This window comes from Bacillus sp. 22475, from assembly GCF_052044835.1.
In the GTDB taxonomy this organism is placed as follows: domain Bacteria; phylum Bacillota; class Bacilli; order Bacillales; family Bacillaceae_G; genus Bacillus_A; species Bacillus_A cereus.
This window is the reverse complement of sequence record NZ_JBQENW010000021.1, coordinates 64,106-81,712: the sequence shown is the minus strand read 5'-3', so window position 1 is coordinate 81,712 and position 17,607 is coordinate 64,106. Positions and strand designations below refer to the sequence as shown.

The following is a 17,607-nucleotide window of genomic DNA, read 5'->3' as shown; positions in this document are numbered from 1 at the left end:
GATTATGAAGTCGGAGTTCCTCTACATAAAAGAATTTGAAAATGTAGAGCACTTTAAAATAGAATTAGAAAAATATATAGATTATTATAATACGAAACGGATTAAGGCAAAATTAAAAATGAGCCCGGTACAATACCGGACTCACTTTTATCAAGCTGCCTAATGAAATAACCGTGTCTAACTTTTAGGGGTCACTTCATTACTTGTGCTCTTTTTCATATGCTTCAAACAGCATGTCTCGAAATAGTGTATTTAAAATTTCAATATCAATCCCTGATCCCTTTTCAATTCCTTTTACATATTGCTGATAGTAATGAATTTGTTCTTCTAAAAATTGATTTAGCACCTTAATTTTCAATCCAACATCTAATTCAGTACCTGCTTTTTTCTTTATTAACAACTTTTCAATCTCATCTAATACACTACGTTCTAATGGTAATTCTGTAATCAATCGATCAAATTCTACAGGTGGTAAAGCTGCTTTCTCTTCTAGCCACTTACAAGCTAAAATAGGACGTAATACATAAAAGTACTTTTTCAGCTTTACATTCTCACCTTGCAAAAATTCACGATAATTTTTCGACGCCATATGTAAATAATGATATATCGTTGCTTTTGGATCAAAATTCTTCTCACTCATCTGTTGAAGTAGTTCTGGAAAATTAGAGTTTTTCGAATAAAAAATTGGTGATCGAATCCACTCAAGTAAAGCTGGATTCGACTCCGCGAATAGTTGCAACGCCTTTTTAATATCCCAACCACTTATATCTAAATCATCACTAATTGGATATTCAATTACATCTCGTTTGTCATGAATTGATAAATACCATTCTACCGGATGTATATAAACAAACCTAACATCATAATCGCTATCTTTCGATGGAAACCCCCAAGCACGACTCCCTGATTCCACCGCAAATAAAATTTTTACATCATTCTCTTTTTCAATTCTTTCTAACTCCAAATCGATTTTCTCTCTCATTTCATAACATCTCCATTTTTTGATTATTTCCTTGGAAATTCGACAATACACTATTAATTTTACTACATACTAAAAAAACTGTCAGAAATTACTGACAGCCTAATGAAACGTCTATTGTTGCTTTTCAATTACAGTAGCAGCAATTCGTTCAAACTCTTTTTGAATCTCCTCTTTATATGCATCTACTATTGAAAAATCCATAGCAGCAATATAAATTCGTTCTAATTTATCACGAATCGATTTTGCTTTCGCTAAGAAAGACATCGCCTCATTCATTTTTGCTTTATATTGAATGGAAACATCACGAATTTCCTTCGCATATTTCTCATCCGTCCCTGGCGTAACAATAAGGGCATACATATCAATAATTTCATCACCCTCGCGACTTGGAAAATATTCATGTGGTGCGGTGCTATCAAAAATTGCAAAACCTAATTCTCTTACGATAACCATATCAAGACTATTCGGGTCAAATCCGCAATGATATACTTCAACTTCAAACCCTTTTTCTTCAGCTGCCTTAGCTAACTTTTTGAGCATCGTTGATTTTCCAGAACCTGGGCGCCCTTTTATAAAATAACGATGTGGTAACCCTTCTGTTAAATTAGGGACAAAATCAACTGCTCCTTTCGGTGTAGCAGCTCCTAAAAAACGATGTTTTACAAGCGATTGTCTCCCGCTTTTATCTGCAAATAATTTCTGGATTAGCTGATCGGTTAGTTCATTTGCTTTATTAAAATCTATATTATCAATATATATCTTCTCCCACTCATCATGTATAACCAATGCCTCTTTAAAACGTGCGTAAGCAGACTGAAAAGCTTTGCTTGCTTCTGAAACAAATCTTTCAATTTCTAACTTCTGCTTTCTTAGTTTATCTGAGTCCCAAGCAATTCCTAAATTTATATACTCTTCAACAACTCCTGGCATTTTTGGCTCAATAACATGCGGTGATGTCCCATCAACAATTCCTACTTTTAATTGTGGGATGATTACACCATCAACCGATTTATTGTCAGAAGAACAATGTAAAAATTCAATATCATATCCTTTTCCAACCCATTCACGACCTATTGCCTTTATTAAAGAAGATTTTCCCGTTCCTGGGCCACCCTTTAAGATAAATAATCTGTCTAATCCTTTTAAATTCTCTTCGTATAAATTGTGAAATCCCCTAGCTGTATTACCACCAGCATAATAATTCAATACATTTCCTGTCACTGCACTCACTCCTTCGCAGCATTCTATTTACATAAGCTACAATATGCGAGCGGCTTTATTTGGGTGAATACCTATTTTGTATTGCACACAAAAAGGAAATGAATTACAATTTAACTATCGGAAAATTCCGATTTTAAAAAACTGAATACTTCTTTATCAAGAGAGGCAGAGGGACCGGCCCTTTGAAGCCCAGCAACCTCAGTTTATACAAACTGAATAGGTGCTAATTCCTGCAAAATGCATTGCATTTTGGAAGATAAAACTCAACTAGCATGTAAAGCTCATCTTTCTTGATACTGAAGGATGAGCTTTTTATTATTTGAAAAACATATATTGGAGGTATGTAAAATGAAAGTAATTGATTTATCACAAACATTTGAAAATAATATGTCTCAATTTCCTGGAACACCTAAAATACAACTAGAAGCTGTTACAAGTGTTGAAGAATCAGGCTATCAAGTTACAGATTTTCATTCTGTCGTTCATGTTGGCACGCATTGTGATGCTCCTGCGCATTTTATTTCAGGCGCAACGACCATCGATCAATTACCGCTGGATCAATTTGTAGGTGAAGCTGTTCTTATAGATGTAACACATATTCAAGAGCGAAAATTACCTAAGGCAGTATTGCATAATACTGACATAAAAGAAGGTGATATTGTTATTTTTCATTCTAATCTATCCACCAAATGGAATACAGAAGCTTATGAGAAGGAAGCATTTTATCTTTCTGAAGAATTAGCTAAAGAACTAGTGCAATTAAAAGTAAAATCTATCGGTTTAGATTTCATTTCTCCTGATGAAGTCACAACAGAAACATCACCGATTCATCACATATTACTAGGGAATAATATTTACTTAATTGAAAACTTAACAAATCTAGATGCTATCGAAACAAAACGTTTCTTTTTCTCAGCAGCACCTTTAAAAATTAAAAATAGTGACGGTGCTTTCGCAAGAGCATTTGCTGTTATTTTTTAAACACAGCCTATAAAAAAAGCAAAGGCCACTATTGGTCTTTGCTTCTATATTTTCTATTTAAATTAAGAAAGAATTGTTCCACACGGGGACGCACCCAAGCTAAACAATCTATCTCTTTCTTCTTTGTGCAAGCTATCTCTTCTCCATCTACCATTTCAACAAGTTCTAGTTCTAACAGTTGCCTCGTGAATGCTAACATATTCACTTCTTCGGATGGATACTCTTCTTTTAATTTCTCCTCAATTTCCCCCAATAAAAAACCGTCACGCATCATTGCCAATGCATCAATCCAAAGTGGCGGCATTTCATATTTTTCTCCTGTAATTGTATCTTTTACAATATAATTCTTTTGCTCTTTTCGAAATTGAATCGTGTGTAAACATACAGTCGAATTTAATGTTAATTCCATCATACCACCTCTTTCATAATATCTGCATAGAAAAAAGGATGCGTGTGCACCCCTTCTTATCTTTTCATAACACTACTGAACCGCTACATGAGCAATCAATCTCATGTCGATATTTTCCTCCATTATAAACGAAGTATTTTATAAAAAAAACCCTTCTTGAAACATTTTATAAAATGTTTATATTTACACAACAAGAACACTTTTCTGAAAAATCTTTTCTCCCAATACATTAAAAGGTCGGCAAAAAAATTTCTACTTTCGTTCCTACTCCTACACTACTTTGGATCGTGATACTCCCTTGATGTTCCTTAATAATTTTATATGTAATCATTAACCCAAGTCCTGTACCAGTCTCCTTTGTTGTGTAAAACGCCTTGCCGATTTTTTCTAACTTCTCATTCTCTATACCAAATCCTTGGTCTTCAACAGAAATACACAAATGTCCTTGCGTTTTTTGATATGCACGAATATGAATTTCTCCCCCCTCTGGCATTGATTCTATTCCATTTTTAATGATATTTAATAACACTTGTTTTAATTGCTTGTCATCACCGTTTATAGCCGGTAAATTCCCATCTACTTGTAAATGACATTTAACTCTATATTGCGTTGCATAACTTTCCATTAGATGCACAACATATAGAAGGATGTCTCGTATATTACACCTTTCATAATTTGTTGGCTTTGGTTTTCCTAACAACATCAATTCACTAACAAATCCATTGACTCTTTCAATTTCTTGTAGCATAATGTCGTAGCTCATCGTATCAGTTGGATTTCTTTCTTTTTGCATTTGTGTAAACCCTTTTAACGCTGTTAACGGATTTCGAATTTCATGGGCAATTGTTGTAGACATAGTCCCAATCACAGCTAAATTTTCCGTCTCTTTCATATTGTTCATCATTTCAACCACTGTTCTTACATAAGATTGAAATCGTTTTAATAAAGAATGTGAAATAATGAAATAAAATACACATAAAACAAGTGGAATTATCACTTTTAAATCTTGTAATAGCAATGTGAAAAATACGTACTTTCCAATTACACTAAAGGACACTAAATAAAAGTATTTTTTATTCACGAAAACTGGGGCAAATAAAATTAATAACATTTCTACCATACTGCCATGTTCAAAAGGTCTATCCGTTCGCAAATAAATCATTAAATTATTCACAAGATTGATAAACATGTACCCAAATAAAAATAAATATTTTACAGAATATACATACCCTCTTTTTTGAAGATATATAGAAATAGGAAATAATGCTATTACAAATATAGGCACACCTATCCCAAGACCACCTTCTGGCCAACCTACCGCTGTTCCACTAATATTCATAGCAGGATATACAAAATAATATATAGCGTCATATAAAAAGAATATAATATAAAATAATAATATAAATACCTTTAAGGCTCTTCTTTCTTCATAAATCAAGCTCTTGTATTTATTCATATAAAAACTCCCCTTGATCGATACAAAAAACTTTCATTGTTATCTCCTTAAAGTATAAGTATGAAATTGCTTTCAGGGCAATATTTAACCTTATAATAATGAAAGGAAGGAGATTTCTCCTTCCTTTTGGTAACAACTTACATCCATCTTACCCTGTCATGTAACAATCCATCCGTAAAATTATTATGCCCCATTACAAAATCCTTCATATATAGATTTAAATACTCACCGTACTTACTTTCTGTATTTAATAACAGCTCCTCGACGTAATAAACACCTTGTTCAAATTGATCTAAAAGTAAACTGGACAAGCCCGCATAAATCCCGCACCCTACCTGAAAATACGTTGCATTCGTTTTATATTTACGAAAAACTTGGCTACTATTCATCACATTATACATATATGTCTCACTATTTTCATAAACGAGTAACACACCGACCAAGTCCTCTCCAGCAACCTCTTCTTCCGCTGGATTAAACACTTTACGATTCCAGTTCCATAAATCTTCTACTTGATCTAAGTTCTGTCTAATTATATTTGTTGTATACTCATTAATTCGGTAAAGAAAACCAACTTCCATATTGAAATTTTTCCCTAAAATTAATACTTCCTCATGTGGCATTAAACAACCATAGAATTCTTTTTCTCCTAACTTCACTTTATACTCTGAAGCATATACATCTTCATAAAAGTAAAGAGGACGATGATGACTCATATACATCGGATAACTCCAGATCGCTTCATCTAAAAATCGCTCTACTGCCCAGGAAGCATAAAGTGTATGTGGCTTTATAAGTGCTGTATCATTCAAAAATGATGTGTCATGTTCTACAATATAACATGCTCTTGGCCTTTCATTTGGTTGTTCCTTCATAAGCTCAACAGCCATCCATTGAACAACACCTGGATTCATACCGGAACCTATAATCGCTTTTGTATTTGTAAATTTCTCTTTCTCCTTCTCAAACCTTGTATATCTTTCCGTAAGCTGAAAGCCGATTAAGCTATCGTCCTGATCTACTGCCTCATTTTCCAAGGCTGAATTAATATAACAAATTCCTAGTTCATTACAGCAGCTTAATACTCTAATCGTATCTGCCCCTGAAACATCAATCACAACACTCGTTCTTTTTTCTTTTAAATGCTTTTTAAATTCCACTACATTTTGAAGGTTTATTTCATATAAATATAATTGACCTTTCAGATTCGAAAACAACTCATCATAATAAGTCCTATCTTTTTGTTTTATATCCACCAAATGAAATTTGGCATTCTTTAATACTTCATAAATTGGATCTTTTTCATTTGCTATCGCTTGATTTAAAATTGCTAAAACTGCTTTTGCTGCTCCACCAGCACTACCAAGCAATGTAATTGATAAAGAATTAGGAAACTGCTCCACAAACAAAACCCCTTTAATAAATTAGTTGAGCAGCTCCTCCTCAAAAAATAAATTGAATACATAAAAAGATAGCTCGTACACAATTTTTATAAGTTAGTGTAAAGTTACCTTTTAAAAAATCACACTATACTATGTTTATATTCAATTCATTTTTCCCCTCATCTTCAAATTAAACTAAAACAAATAGGCTCGACCTTTTCTTCTGCATATAAAAGAAAAAGTCAGCCCTTCCAACTAATCTACGGACAATGGACGGATTTTACATGTTGAATATTCACATACATTTTTGCATCACGTGCTTTTGATATTTCAATATGACCTTCATCAATTTTCGCCATTTTTCCAATTTTATTGGACTCCTCACCTAAATCAAACACCATAATTTTCCCAGTCATTTTAATAAGCTGTTCTTCAAATGTTCTAGCTAATGTAATATTTAACGGATTTACGGGGAGTTCATTTTTATTGAGGGCATACGGTACTTGGTTTTCTTTATACGGAATTAACCATTTTAAATGCTTTAAAGATATATATACCGTTTTATAAACTGGACTATAAAAAACAATATAGTCGTTCATCACACTTGTAACATAACCATGTATTGGAGCATTTCCTGCTACATAAACTTCTGTAAAAATCCCTTTAGAAGTACTTAATACTTTTCTCAAAGAAATTGAAGGGGATTCCCTCTTAATTACAGAATCAACATCTGGTTTTAGTATGTCTTCGTCATGTGGTCTTAAAAATTTATAGTATTGTACATGATATAAAGATATATATACATAGTCTTGTCCATTGTAAAGAACAATAATGTCATTTCCTACGTCTATTAATACACCTTTAAATCTTTTTTCACCGATTAATTTAACATATATATTTTCCCCAATACTTTTGTTTAACTCATTCATATATATCCTCCTTCCTATGAATTTCAACTTTCCTATCTTCCGTTTCCAAAAAAATAATCAGGGCAATGTTTTGTCTTAATAGTAAGTAATTCCTTTTCATACTATCGAAATAAGAAATTGTTCTTCTCTTTCCCTCATAATGCCCCTCTTATTTATTAAACATTATTCATCTTCATTCTTTTTACATTTCACTACTTGACTCACACTCTTAATATGATAATTAATGATATAAATGACTTCGTCGCCGTTTACTAGTGTAATACATTCTTCATGCACTTCACTTAATAATCCTTCCACACACTCTGGGCCACCACGATTAATCTTTACCCACTTATACTTCAAGTCACGTAATACATCGACGAAAGTATCATCATCAGAGCAGAAACATGAAACATAGCCATCGCCACATTTACTTTCTTTCACTTTCTTAACTAGACTCTTCACATGTTTCAATTGGTAATATACTAATTCACCAAGAGGAAGTTGTAATGTAAGGTAATCTCTTCCTAACGATACAAGTACCCCCACTCGACTCTCTGGTCCACGAAGATTTACTTTTACAGTCTCACCGACTAAGCCTTTAATTTGCTCACAACATAATACACTTTCCAAATTTGTATCCCCCTTTCTTATTATCTTCCTCTTCTTGACTGTCTTTGTGCTCGAGCTCGACCCGAATTATCACTTTCACTTTCGCTTTCACTTTCGCTTTCTTCGCTCTCTCTACAAGGTACTGTTACACTCTTAATATGAGATACTGCAACTAATATAACTTCTTCTTTTACAATTAGTGTCACAAATTCACAAGAAACATCTTGTAAAATACCTTCAACTTTCTCTGGGCCACCACGATTAATTTTCACCCAGCAATATTTGAAGCTTTGAAGTAACTTTTCAAAGTCCTCTTCACATTCCAACCATCTACAATCATCTGCTTTACAATCTTTCGCATTTTTTGTAACACTTTTCAGATGACGAATCTGATAGTAATAGAGCTCTCCTTTTTCATTCTTTAATACAAAGTAATCCGAACATACAGCGACTATTGTCCCTTTTTGAGATTCTGGACCACCCCTGTTTACTCTCACAAAAGATCCAATTAAGTCTTTCAGAAAATCACAATGAAATAAACTCACGAGAAAACCCCTTCCATTAATTTATAAGCTTTTGCACTGATAGTATATGTATCTGTACAGGTTACGTTCTCTATGTTTGTCCTAGCTAGAAAAAAATATGCTTTTAACATGGTAGACTACTACCTATCAAAATTTGAAGAAAGGCTAAGAACTCCTTATGTTTTTGATATCTTCAAACAAAAAATCCCTTATGAATATACATTTCTGCATATCTTCATAAGGGATTTTCCATAGTTTAATCTTCGTCTTTAACATCCATATCTTCTGGAATTGGTTCGTTCAATATTTCTTCCACTAATTGCTTATATTTCTCCATTTGTTCTAAATGTGTATTAAATTGTTCTTTATTTACTAAATATTGCTCTCCATCGAATAGCGCACGAATTTTCTTTTGCTGAATTAACTCTTCAATATACGATTTTGGTAAATTCAAATACTCCGCAGTCTCTTCTACTGTTATATACAATGCGTTCATTCCTTTATTATTTTTTCATCTATACTGTATCTTACTTTATTTTTGTAAACAAATAAAAAAGATTTTGTAAATGCAGTTCAAAAAGCAGGTAGATGCATTCCATATATTGTATAGTATTATATAGTAAGAATTTTTTAAATATAGAATGGTATTACCCATTTACACAAAGGAGAGTTAACATATGGCTACTCGTCACATCATTACAATGTTAGAAAAAACACTACAAGTTGAAACAGAAAACACAATTTCTCATTTGAATGTATCTTTATCTGATCGTTTTCTTTCTCAAAGCACAGCAATACATGAAAACAATTGTTATCATACAATTGGTGAATGGTACAAAAATCATTTCTTATTCCAACAAGATGATTTCCTTTGGGCTAAATATGCCTTCTATGACGCATATTGTGAAGCCATCCAAAAACAAGGTCATCTTACAAAACGCGTCCGTCAAATATTAGAATCATTGGCTCGAAAACACGGAAAACAGTATATTGCTTCTATACTAAATATGCCATTTCCTAATAAACGCGCTAAAGGGACAGCGTAATTTAGCCATGTTCTGCGTAAGCAAAACATAGCTAAATTGTTTTCTAGGATGCTTTACCAATAAAATGTTCATATCATATGAACTGATGAAACCGGTGTCATTATAATGATAGAAAATATAATAAACAGGAAAACCCCCACGTACATCTCTCATTCACTTGAATAGAGAAATACGTGGGGGTATACTTGTTCCTTATTATTTCATCATCTGCTTAATCAGTTCGCGATTTCTCTTCTTAAATACTTCATTATGAGAAGAAACCATTCCGTACTCACTTGCATCTGGTTGGATAAATTGTTTTGCTTTATTCACAGCATTTCCAGCATCTTGGAATGCACCTGCAATTAAGTGTAGTTTCCCTTCGTGCTTTAAAATATCTCCAGCAGCATATAATCCATCTACTGAAGACTCACTATTTGCATTACCTGCAATATAATAATTATCTATAATTGCAACGTCTAACTCACTATTTTCTAATAATGTAATGTCGCGTTCATATCCATGATTAATAATAACTTCATCAATAGGTAAGTGAGAAACCTCACCTGTTTCATGATTTGTTAATTCTACATATTCGATCGCTTCATGATTATCACCAGCAATTAATTTTGTAATCGATGTATTAAAGAAACACTCCGCTGAGCTGTTCATAAGTTGTTTTACTTGTGCTTCATGACCAGATAATTCTTCTTTTCTATAGGTTACATACACTTTTTTCGCAATTGGTTCCAATTCATTTGCCCAATCAACAGCAGAATTGCCTCCACCGGAAATAATAACTGTTTTACCTTTGAAACGCTTTAAAGATTTAACTGTATAATTTAAATTCGATACTTCAAATCGCTCAGCACCTTCAATAGATAACTTTTGCGGTTTCAATATACCACTTCCTGTTGCGACGATAACTGTTTTTGAAAAGTGTTCTTCACTAGTACTTGTTTTTAATGTAAAAGTACCATCTTGATTACGAATAATCGATTCTACTTTTGTATCTAATACAACTTCCGGCTTAAATGTTAACCCTTGCTGTACAAGTTGTTCAATTAACTTATCACCTGTAACTGGCAATAGTCCTCCTACATCCCAAATCATTTTTTCCGGATACACATGTATTTTTCCACCTAAATGTGGTTGAAATTCTATTATTTTTGTTTTCATTTCTCTGAGTCCACTATAAAAAGCTGAATAAAGCCCTGCAGGTCCTCCGCCTATCACGGTTACATCAAACAATTCTTCTCGATTCATTCGTGCTCACTCCTCAGCTATTAATCATTGATTATCATTCTCAATAAAATATAACCTGTTTCCGCAAAATTTACAATCAAAATTACTATTGACAATACACCTATATAAAATTATATTATTTAAAGAATCAATAGTGATAATCATTATCATTTTGTTAATAATTAGCAAATTTGAGATTACATCTTCTTTCATTAATATGGTTAATACTATATTATAAAATCTCATATTCAAGATTTTTAATAAACCATTTTGCTTTACCACTACTCTTTCAAAAAGATTGCAGTTAAACAAATTATTGTATACACATATCATCTATGTTAAAGGAGAAAGACGATGAAAAAGTTATTTATTTCACTAACAGTTCTTTTCGTTCTTGTTATGAGTGCTTGTAGCAATGGCTCTACAGACAAAAAGAACGATGCAAAAGGTAGCAAATCAGAAACAATTACATACCAATCTGAAGATGGTAAAAAAGTAGAAGTTCCTGCAAATCCAAAACGCGTTGTTGTATTATCATCATTCGCTGGTAACGTAATGTCATTAGGTGTAAATCTTGTTGGGGTAGATTCATGGTCTAAACAAAACCCACGTTTTGATAGCAAACTTAAAGATGTTGCTGAAGTATCAGATGAAAATGTTGAAAAAATCGCTGAACTAAATCCAGATTTAATCATCGGTTTATCAAATATTAAAAATGTCGATAAGTTAAAGAAAATCGCGCCTACTGTAACATACACTTACGGAAAAGTTGATTACTTAACACAGCATTTAGAAATTGGTAAGTTATTAAACAAAGAAAAAGAAGCAAAAACTTGGGTTGATGACTTCAAGAAACGTGCACAAGAAGCTGGTAAAGAAATTAAAGCAAAAATCGGTGAAGATGCAACAGTTTCTGTTGTAGAAAACTTCAACAAACAGCTTTATGTATACGGCGAGAACTGGGGCCGCGGAACAGAAATTCTGTACCAAGAAATGAAATTAAAAATGCCTGAAAAAGTAAAAGAAAAAGCATTAAAAGAAGGTTATTACGCATTATCTACTGAGGTATTACCTGAATTTGCTGGTGATTACTTAATCGTAAGTAAAAACAAAGATACTGATAACTCATTCCAAGAGACAGAATCATATAAAAACATCCCAGCAGTAAAAAATAATCGTGTATATGAAGCAAACATGATGGAATTCTATTTCAATGATCCACTTACATTAGATTTCCAACTAGACTTCTTCAAGAAGAGCTTTCTTGGTAAATAATACAAACATGAGGAATTCTTAATTTAAGAATTCCTCTTCCTTTATTCTATGAACAGAAAAGATGTGAAACGAATGACAAAAGATCATGATAATCCACGTTCTATAGCTTTTACATACAAACTAATTTTAAGCTTAATTGCATTCTTTCTTATTTTTATGGTTGCAATGGTATTAGGTGCTGCAGATACTTCGATAAAAGATGTATGGTTAGCACTCACTTCCTCCGCTAAAGGAGACAAAATATCTATTATTCGAGAAATACGTTTACCACGTGAAGTTGCTGCTATTTTTGTAGGAGCTGGATTAGCCGTTTCTGGAGCAATTATGCAAGGATTAACACGAAATCCACTTGCGGACCCTGGATTATTAGGGCTATCTGGTGGAGCAAATGCTGCGCTTGCACTAACACTTGCTTTCAATCCTTCCATCAGCTATCTTTACTTAACGTTAGCTTGCTTTATCGGTGCTGCAATTGGCGCAATTATGGTATTTGGAATTGGTATGGTGAAAAAAGGCGGCCTTTCTCCTCTTCGAATTGTATTAGCGGGCGCTGCAGTTTCAGCATTTCTACTCGCAATTTCAGAAGGAATTGGCATTTACTTTAAAATTTCACAAGATGTATCACTTTGGACTGCTGGGGGCGTAATTGGAACAACTTGGAGCCAATTAAAAATTATTATTCCAGTCATTTCAATTAGTATCTTTATCGCTATCTTACTAGCAAAAAAATTGACAGTTCTTAGTTTCAGTGAGGAAGTGGCTATTGGACTAGGTCAAAAAATTATTGTTATTAAAACTATTTTATTTATCATTATTATCTTACTTGCAGGTGCATCTGTAGCGCTTGTTGGAAATATGGCATTTATCGGTTTAATGGTACCTCACATGGTACGCCCAATTGTCGGTCCAGATTACCGATTTGTTATACCGATGTCAGCAATTACTGGAGCTTCCTTTATGCTACTTGCAGATACAATCGGACGTACTATTAACGCTCCGTACGAAACACCAGTTGCGGCAATTGTCGCGATTGTAGGATTACCATTCTTCCTATTTATTGTACGTAAAGGAGGAAAAACATTCTCATGATGCAATCTATTTTAAGAAAACAGCGTCTCATTATACTCGCTTTACTTATAGTAATCATCACAACCATTGTAGTTGGAATGGGACTTGGTTCAGCGTCTTTATCTTATGATCGACTACTCCCAACATTAATGGGGCAAGGGACTTTTAAAGAGGAGTTCGTTTTATACTCTTTAAGACTACCTAGAATTATCATTACATTATTAGCTGGTATGGCTCTCGCTTTATCAGGGGCTATTCTGCAAGGAATTACCCGAAATGATTTAGCTGAACCTGGTATTCTTGGTATTAACTCTGGGGCCGGTGTTGCTGTTGCTATTTTCTTCTTATACTTTCCAATAGATGTAGGTTCATTTCTTTACTTACTACCTTTAGTTGGATTTATCGGAGCATTTCTGACAGCTGTTCTAATTTACGTATTTTCATATAGTAAATCAACTGGACTTCAACCAATACGATTAACATTAACTGGTATCGGTTTTGCATTTGCACTATCTGGAACGATGATTGTCCTTATTTCATCCGCGGATCGTATGAAAGTAGACTTTATTTCAAAATGGATTGCCGGAAATATTTGGGGAGATGACTGGATCTTCGTTTTAGCAATGCTCCCATGGTTAATCATATTAATTCCGTTTATTTTCTATAAAGCAAATCGATTAAACATCTTAGCATTAAACGAACCAGTCGCAATCGGCGTTGGAATTGAAATTGAAAAAGAACGCAGGTACTTATTAGTTGCAGCCGTTGCACTTGCAGCTGCAGCTGTTTCCGTAACAGGAGGAATTAGCTTTATCGGATTAATGGCTCCTCATATCGCGAAATCTTTAGTAGGTCCAAGACATCAAATCTTCATGCCTATCGCCCTTTTAATCGGCGGATGGTTATTATTATTAGCAGATACAATTGGACGAAATATCGTTGATCCTAATGGCATTCCAGCAGGTATTGTCGTTGCTTTAATTGGGGCTCCTTACTTTATGTATTTGTTACTTAAAAAAGCGTAAAAAACACCCTCAAGATCTTTTCTTGAGGGTGTTTTTGTTTCATTCTACTGCTGCCCATACCCTTCAAACTTCTTCGCCAAATTCTCCATCTCATCTTCTGGCAAAAGCTTCGGTTCTCCGACGCTTTTCGTTTGATAATAAATTTGAGCACAAAACTCAATCTCTTCTGCAACAGTAAACGCCATTTTTATATTATTTGCACCAGCAATTAAACCGTGATTTGCAAGTAGCACAGCACGACGATCAATCATGCCTTCAAAAGCAGCATCCGCTAATTGCTTCGTACCAAATGTTTCATACGGCGCACAACGGACATTCGGGCCTGCAAAAGCAATTAAATATGACACAGCAGGAAGCTCCCATCCTAATGATGCAATCGTCTTCGCGTAAGGAGAATGTGTATGCACAAGCGCATTTATATCTTCACGCTTCCTATAGTAAATAAGGTGCATATCTAATTCACTTGATGGTTTTCTCTCTCCTTCTACTACTTCACCATCTAAGTTTAATATAACTACATCTTCAGGCTTTGTTTCATAATACTCTAAACCACTTGGGCTAATCGCAACAAGACCTTGTTCACGATTAAAGATACTAATATTACCGCCCGTCCCCTTTGTTAAACCACTAGAAATCATTTTCTTTCCATACGCTACAATTTCTTCTCTTTCTTTTTGTAATAACATATACATCCCCCTAAGTATGAAGCTTATGATGACTGACTTTTATATTTATCTACTTATTGAAATAGCTTTTTTAAATTCTCCGTAAACGGTGCCTTTACAATCCCTTTTTCTGTAATAATCGCTGTTACATTTTCATGTGGAGTAACATCAAATGCTGGATTATATACTTTACTTTCTTTCGGAGCTGAATATTGTCCAAAGCGATTAATCACTTCAGAAGCATCTCTTTCTTCAATCGGAATTTCTTTTCCTGTCGATGTCTTTAAATCAATTGTCGGCGTTGGCGCTGCTACATAAAACGGAATGTTGTAGTATTTCGCTAAAATAGATACGCCTAATGTGCCAATTTTATTTGCTATATCACCGTTCGCTGCCACACGGTCGCATCCAACAATTACAGCGTCAATCTTCCCTTGTGACATGACCATAGCCGCCATATTATCCGTAATGACAGTAACATCAATTCCCGCTCGCTGTAGTTCTAATGCCGTTAACGTTGACCCTTGTAATCTTGGACGTGTTTCATCCGAAAAGATTTTTAAGTCCCATCCTTTTTCTTTCGCTAAGTACATTGGAGCCGTCGCAGTACCATACTTAGTCGTCGCTAACGCACCAGCATTACAATGTGTTAATACTCCCATTCCATCATGGAATAATGTTAATGCATGTTCTCCAATTTGACGGTTAATTTCTTCATCTTCTCTATGAATCTCTTTTGCCTCTTCTAGTAATCTATTTTTCAGCTGTGAGATTGATAAATGAATATTATCTGTCGCTACACTTTCCATTCTTTCAAGTGCCCAAAATAAATTTACGGCAGTCGGTCTTGATGTCGCCAAGTATGTACATACCTTTCTTACTTCATCCATAAATCCTTCTTCCGTACCTTCAGCAAATTCCTTTATCCCTAAATACACTCCATAAGCTGCTGAAACACCAATCGCTGGTGCACCTCGTACTTTCATTACTTGAATGGCATCCCACACACTTTCAGCTGTTTTAAAAGATTCATAAACAATTTCATTCGGTAATAACGTTTGATCTAACAAAACTAAAGCATCATCTTTCCACTGAATTGGTATTAATTGCTCTTCCATCATATTCTCCCCTTACTCCGCGTAGTGCATTGACTGTTCTTTTAACGTTTCTACAAAACTTGTACCCGTTCTATATTGATTCGCTCGTAAAATAAAACTCTTCGCTACTTTAAGACAAATTCGCTCCGCTCTAGCACGTGCTTCCTCATTCTCAATACAAGTAATATCTTTTACTTTCGCTAATCCAACAATACGGCGGATTAATTCAAGACCTGTCACTGCAGCTGTATCCTCTAATACAGATTGTAAATAGGCTTCGTTAAAGCCTTCTTCCTTCGCCATAATCTCGGTCACATGAATATCCCAAGCATCTAAAAACTTCTTCTTAAATAAATCAATTACCTCTACCATCGTAGTTTGTAACCAATCCATATACGTATCTTTCTCAGCTCCAGGTAGCATCGTTGCATCTGCATTCACCCAAGCAAACATTAAATTCGCCATTACATTCCCGACGTCATATCCCATAGGTCCATAAAAAGCAAACTCAGGATCAATAACCTTTGTAGAATCATCTCTTACAAAAACAGAACCAGTATGTAAATCACCATGAAGCAATGCCTGTGCATTCGTCATAAAAGAAAATTTACGTTTCGCTACTTCCATACGAAGCTCTTTATCACTATAAATATGCTCCCTAATCCATCCCTCATTTAAAGGAAATAACTCATTACGCTTATTATGATTTGTAAATGGTTCTGAATATACGAGGTCCTCTGTAATCTCACATAATTCAGGATTTATATAATTCTTCACAAGTTCCTTCTTCTCTTTATGATTCATTACAACATCCGATGTTAATAAAAGTGTATTTACCATAAAAGTAGTTAAGTCGTCAGCAAGCCGCGGAAATATTTGATGATTTATAAGTGCTGTACGTAATATTGTGTGATTCGATAAATCTTCCATTACGCAACAGTTCATCACACTATCAAATAAATACACCTTAGGAACAAGTCCAGGTGCTAACTCATCCTCTAACTGCAAAACATCTGATTCTATGCGAATACGATTCGTCGACAACTTAAACTCATCTGAAATGCGAGCTGTATCCCCAGCTTGCTTTACGATGACAGACATGTTCTCTTTTTCATCCCAAACGCGGAACACATAATTTAAATTGCCATCACCTATTTCTTTACACTTTAGCCCCTTTGCATGTTCAAACTTAGATAATTTCTCTTTCACATATGCAATCACATCTTTAGCTTCCATTAAAAAATACTTTGTGAACTTAGACATGGTTTCCCCTCCACACCAATTGTAAGCGTTTACTAAAAGCTATAAAAAATAATAGGTTGAATTTTTTCATCCTATAAATATGTATTCTTCTTTTTGAAAGGTATATCTAGGTTTTATTATATCTCGTTAGCACTTTGAGTCAATATTTCTAACTATCAGCGTAATATACTTCCTAATTATATATTCGAGATGACAAAAATTGTTCAAAAAGATTTCGATTCATTTTATTTTATTTATCGCACAATTCTTTATAAAATAGAAATAAGCAGTTCCTTTTCAAATACATAACTTCTAAGAAATATTTCCTTCCTAAGAATTTACACTTACACCACATCTCTAACATACACACTACTCTTTCAAACAATCATTGAAAATTTATAAACTTAAAGTTACCTTTCCATTCTCTGTTAGCCTTAATTGAGAATAAATATTAATTAAATCGGTATAAAGTTGGTTTATTCTCTTGACA

General features: G+C 34.0%; 19 protein-coding genes and 1 riboswitch. Of the genes, 6 read left to right on the top strand and 13 right to left on the bottom strand.

The genetic code is table 11. The features are described 5' to 3' along the window. Window positions 1-163 (top strand): IS3 family transposase (locus tag ACTJJY_RS24255; RefSeq protein WP_229178092.1); only part of this gene is annotated, 163 nt, incomplete at its 5' end. A 36-nt stretch (window positions 164-199) separates the two neighbouring features. Here the strand turns inward: ACTJJY_RS24255 and ACTJJY_RS24250 are convergent. Together ACTJJY_RS24250 and ACTJJY_RS24245 are read right to left on the bottom strand one after the other, a co-directional pair. Then, a complete protein-coding gene (locus ACTJJY_RS24250) occupies window positions 200-982 on the bottom strand; it encodes a nucleotidyltransferase domain-containing protein (protein WP_440606751.1) in 783 nt (260 codons plus the stop codon). 111 nt (window positions 983-1,093) lie between these two features. Beyond that, entirely contained in the window at window positions 1,094-2,203 is a 1,110-nt protein-coding gene (locus tag ACTJJY_RS24245; protein WP_000147486.1) for a PRK06851 family protein, read from the bottom strand. A gap of 150 nt (window positions 2,204-2,353) precedes the next feature. Next, window positions 2,354-2,466, top strand: a riboswitch (SAM riboswitch). 85 nt (window positions 2,467-2,551) lie between these two features. Here ACTJJY_RS24245 and ACTJJY_RS24240 point away from each other — a divergent pair. Continuing rightward, window positions 2,552-3,184 carry a cyclase family protein gene (locus ACTJJY_RS24240; RefSeq protein ID WP_440606750.1) on the top strand — a complete coding sequence of 211 codons (633 nt, stop codon included), beginning with the start codon at window positions 2,552-2,554 and terminating at the stop codon, window positions 3,182-3,184. 28 nt (window positions 3,185-3,212) lie between these two features. On the opposite strand, the gene ACTJJY_RS24235 is transcribed toward ACTJJY_RS24240, so the two are convergent. The 7 genes from ACTJJY_RS24235 to ACTJJY_RS24205 all read right to left on the bottom strand — a co-directional run bounded on the left by ACTJJY_RS24235 (window position 3,213) and on the right by ACTJJY_RS24205 (window position 8,971). After that, window positions 3,213-3,593, bottom strand: a complete 381-nt coding sequence (locus tag ACTJJY_RS24235; protein WP_000424116.1) for a hypothetical protein — start codon at window positions 3,591-3,593, stop codon at window positions 3,213-3,215. Window positions 3,594-3,822: 229 nt separating this feature from the next. Beyond that, the gene (locus ACTJJY_RS24230; RefSeq protein WP_088362555.1) at window positions 3,823-5,049 is read right to left on the bottom strand and encodes an ATP-binding protein; all 1,227 of its coding nucleotides are present in this window, start codon (window positions 5,047-5,049) and stop codon (window positions 3,823-3,825) included. Between the two features lie 137 nt (window positions 5,050-5,186). Next, on the bottom strand, window positions 5,187-6,452 hold the full coding sequence (locus ACTJJY_RS24225; RefSeq protein WP_440606749.1) for an S-adenosylmethionine decarboxylase related protein: 1,266 nt from the start codon (window positions 6,450-6,452) through the stop codon (window positions 5,187-5,189). 239 nt (window positions 6,453-6,691) lie between these two features. After that, window positions 6,692-7,360, bottom strand: a complete 669-nt coding sequence (locus ACTJJY_RS24220; protein ID WP_089170326.1) for a DUF2642 domain-containing protein — start codon at window positions 7,358-7,360, stop codon at window positions 6,692-6,694. 162 nt (window positions 7,361-7,522) lie between these two features. After that, entirely contained in the window at window positions 7,523-7,972 is a 450-nt protein-coding gene (locus ACTJJY_RS24215; RefSeq protein WP_327642814.1) for a spore coat protein, read from the bottom strand. 20 nt (window positions 7,973-7,992) lie between these two features. Further along, complete coding sequence (locus tag ACTJJY_RS24210; protein WP_440606748.1) at window positions 7,993-8,496, bottom strand: spore coat protein; 504 nt, start codon at window positions 8,494-8,496, stop codon at window positions 7,993-7,995. A 235-nt stretch (window positions 8,497-8,731) separates the two neighbouring features. Next, entirely contained in the window at window positions 8,732-8,971 is a 240-nt protein-coding gene (locus ACTJJY_RS24205; protein ID WP_001998970.1) for a helix-turn-helix domain-containing protein, read from the bottom strand. 181 nt (window positions 8,972-9,152) lie between these two features. On the opposite strand from ACTJJY_RS24205, the gene ACTJJY_RS24200 reads away from it, so the two are divergent. Further along, complete coding sequence (locus tag ACTJJY_RS24200; RefSeq protein WP_000235476.1) at window positions 9,153-9,521, top strand: hypothetical protein; 369 nt, start codon at window positions 9,153-9,155, stop codon at window positions 9,519-9,521. 195 nt (window positions 9,522-9,716) lie between these two features. Here ACTJJY_RS24200 and ACTJJY_RS24195 read toward each other — a convergent pair whose 3' ends face one another. After that, window positions 9,717-10,766 (bottom strand): NAD(P)/FAD-dependent oxidoreductase, encoded by a 1,050-nt coding sequence (locus ACTJJY_RS24195; RefSeq protein ID WP_440606747.1) that lies wholly within the window; start codon window positions 10,764-10,766, stop codon window positions 9,717-9,719. A 333-nt stretch (window positions 10,767-11,099) separates the two neighbouring features. Here ACTJJY_RS24195 and ACTJJY_RS24190 point away from each other — a divergent pair, with 333 nt between their 5' ends. From ACTJJY_RS24190 to ACTJJY_RS24180, 3 genes are read left to right on the top strand one after another with little or no spacing between them, the layout of a single operon-like run. Further along, window positions 11,100-12,020, top strand: a complete 921-nt coding sequence (locus ACTJJY_RS24190) for an iron-hydroxamate ABC transporter substrate-binding protein (protein ID WP_440606746.1) — start codon at window positions 11,100-11,102, stop codon at window positions 12,018-12,020. A 48-nt stretch (window positions 12,021-12,068) separates the two neighbouring features. Further along, window positions 12,069-13,109 (top strand): FecCD family ABC transporter permease, encoded by a 1,041-nt coding sequence (locus ACTJJY_RS24185; RefSeq protein ID WP_140157275.1) that lies wholly within the window; start codon window positions 12,069-12,071, stop codon window positions 13,107-13,109. Then, a complete protein-coding gene (locus tag ACTJJY_RS24180) occupies window positions 13,106-14,113 on the top strand; it encodes a FecCD family ABC transporter permease (RefSeq protein ID WP_440606745.1) in 1,008 nt (335 codons plus the stop codon). The genes ACTJJY_RS24185 and ACTJJY_RS24180 overlap by 4 nt, the downstream gene beginning before the upstream one ends. 44 nt (window positions 14,114-14,157) lie before the next feature. On the opposite strand, the gene ACTJJY_RS24175 is transcribed toward ACTJJY_RS24180, so the two are convergent. From ACTJJY_RS24175 to mtnK, 3 genes are read right to left on the bottom strand one after another with little or no spacing between them, the layout of a single operon-like run. After that, window positions 14,158-14,799, bottom strand: a complete 642-nt coding sequence (locus ACTJJY_RS24175) for an L-fuculose-phosphate aldolase (protein ID WP_000926555.1) — start codon at window positions 14,797-14,799, stop codon at window positions 14,158-14,160. Between the two features lie 53 nt (window positions 14,800-14,852). Further along, on the bottom strand, window positions 14,853-15,899 hold the full coding sequence (mtnA, locus tag ACTJJY_RS24170) for an S-methyl-5-thioribose-1-phosphate isomerase (protein WP_001998967.1): 1,047 nt from the start codon (window positions 15,897-15,899) through the stop codon (window positions 14,853-14,855). A 9-nt stretch (window positions 15,900-15,908) separates the two neighbouring features. Next, window positions 15,909-17,138, bottom strand: a complete 1,230-nt coding sequence (gene mtnK / locus ACTJJY_RS24165) for an S-methyl-5-thioribose kinase (protein ID WP_324659830.1) — start codon at window positions 17,136-17,138, stop codon at window positions 15,909-15,911. Window positions 17,139-17,607 lie beyond the last annotated feature (469 nt).

Coding starts and splice junctions, on each gene's coding strand:
- ACTJJY_RS24190 (WP_440606746.1), top strand. CDS start 11,100: ATGAAAAAGTTATTTATTTCACTAACAGTTCTTTTCGTTCTTGTTATG.
- ACTJJY_RS24230 (WP_088362555.1), bottom strand. CDS start 5,049: ATGAATAAATACAAGAGCTTGATTTATGAAGAAAGAAGAGCCTTAAAG.
- ACTJJY_RS24180 (WP_440606745.1), top strand. CDS start 13,106: ATGATGCAATCTATTTTAAGAAAACAGCGTCTCATTATACTCGCTTTA.
- ACTJJY_RS24235 (WP_000424116.1), bottom strand. CDS start 3,593: ATGGAATTAACATTAAATTCGACTGTATGTTTACACACGATTCAATTT.
- ACTJJY_RS24250 (WP_440606751.1), bottom strand. CDS start 982: ATGAGAGAGAAAATCGATTTGGAGTTAGAAAGAATTGAAAAAGAGAAT.
- ACTJJY_RS24220 (WP_089170326.1), bottom strand. CDS start 7,360: ATGAATGAGTTAAACAAAAGTATTGGGGAAAATATATATGTTAAATTA.
- ACTJJY_RS24175 (WP_000926555.1), bottom strand. CDS start 14,799: ATGTTATTACAAAAAGAAAGAGAAGAAATTGTAGCGTATGGAAAGAAA.
- mtnK (WP_324659830.1), bottom strand. CDS start 17,138: ATGTCTAAGTTCACAAAGTATTTTTTAATGGAAGCTAAAGATGTGATT.
- ACTJJY_RS24195 (WP_440606747.1), bottom strand. CDS start 10,766: ATGAATCGAGAAGAATTGTTTGATGTAACCGTGATAGGCGGAGGACCT.
- ACTJJY_RS24185 (WP_140157275.1), top strand. CDS start 12,069: ATGAACAGAAAAGATGTGAAACGAATGACAAAAGATCATGATAATCCA.
- ACTJJY_RS24240 (WP_440606750.1), top strand. CDS start 2,552: ATGAAAGTAATTGATTTATCACAAACATTTGAAAATAATATGTCTCAA.
- ACTJJY_RS24200 (WP_000235476.1), top strand. CDS start 9,153: ATGGCTACTCGTCACATCATTACAATGTTAGAAAAAACACTACAAGTT.
- mtnA (WP_001998967.1), bottom strand. CDS start 15,899: ATGATGGAAGAGCAATTAATACCAATTCAGTGGAAAGATGATGCTTTA.
- ACTJJY_RS24205 (WP_001998970.1), bottom strand. CDS start 8,971: ATGAACGCATTGTATATAACAGTAGAAGAGACTGCGGAGTATTTGAAT.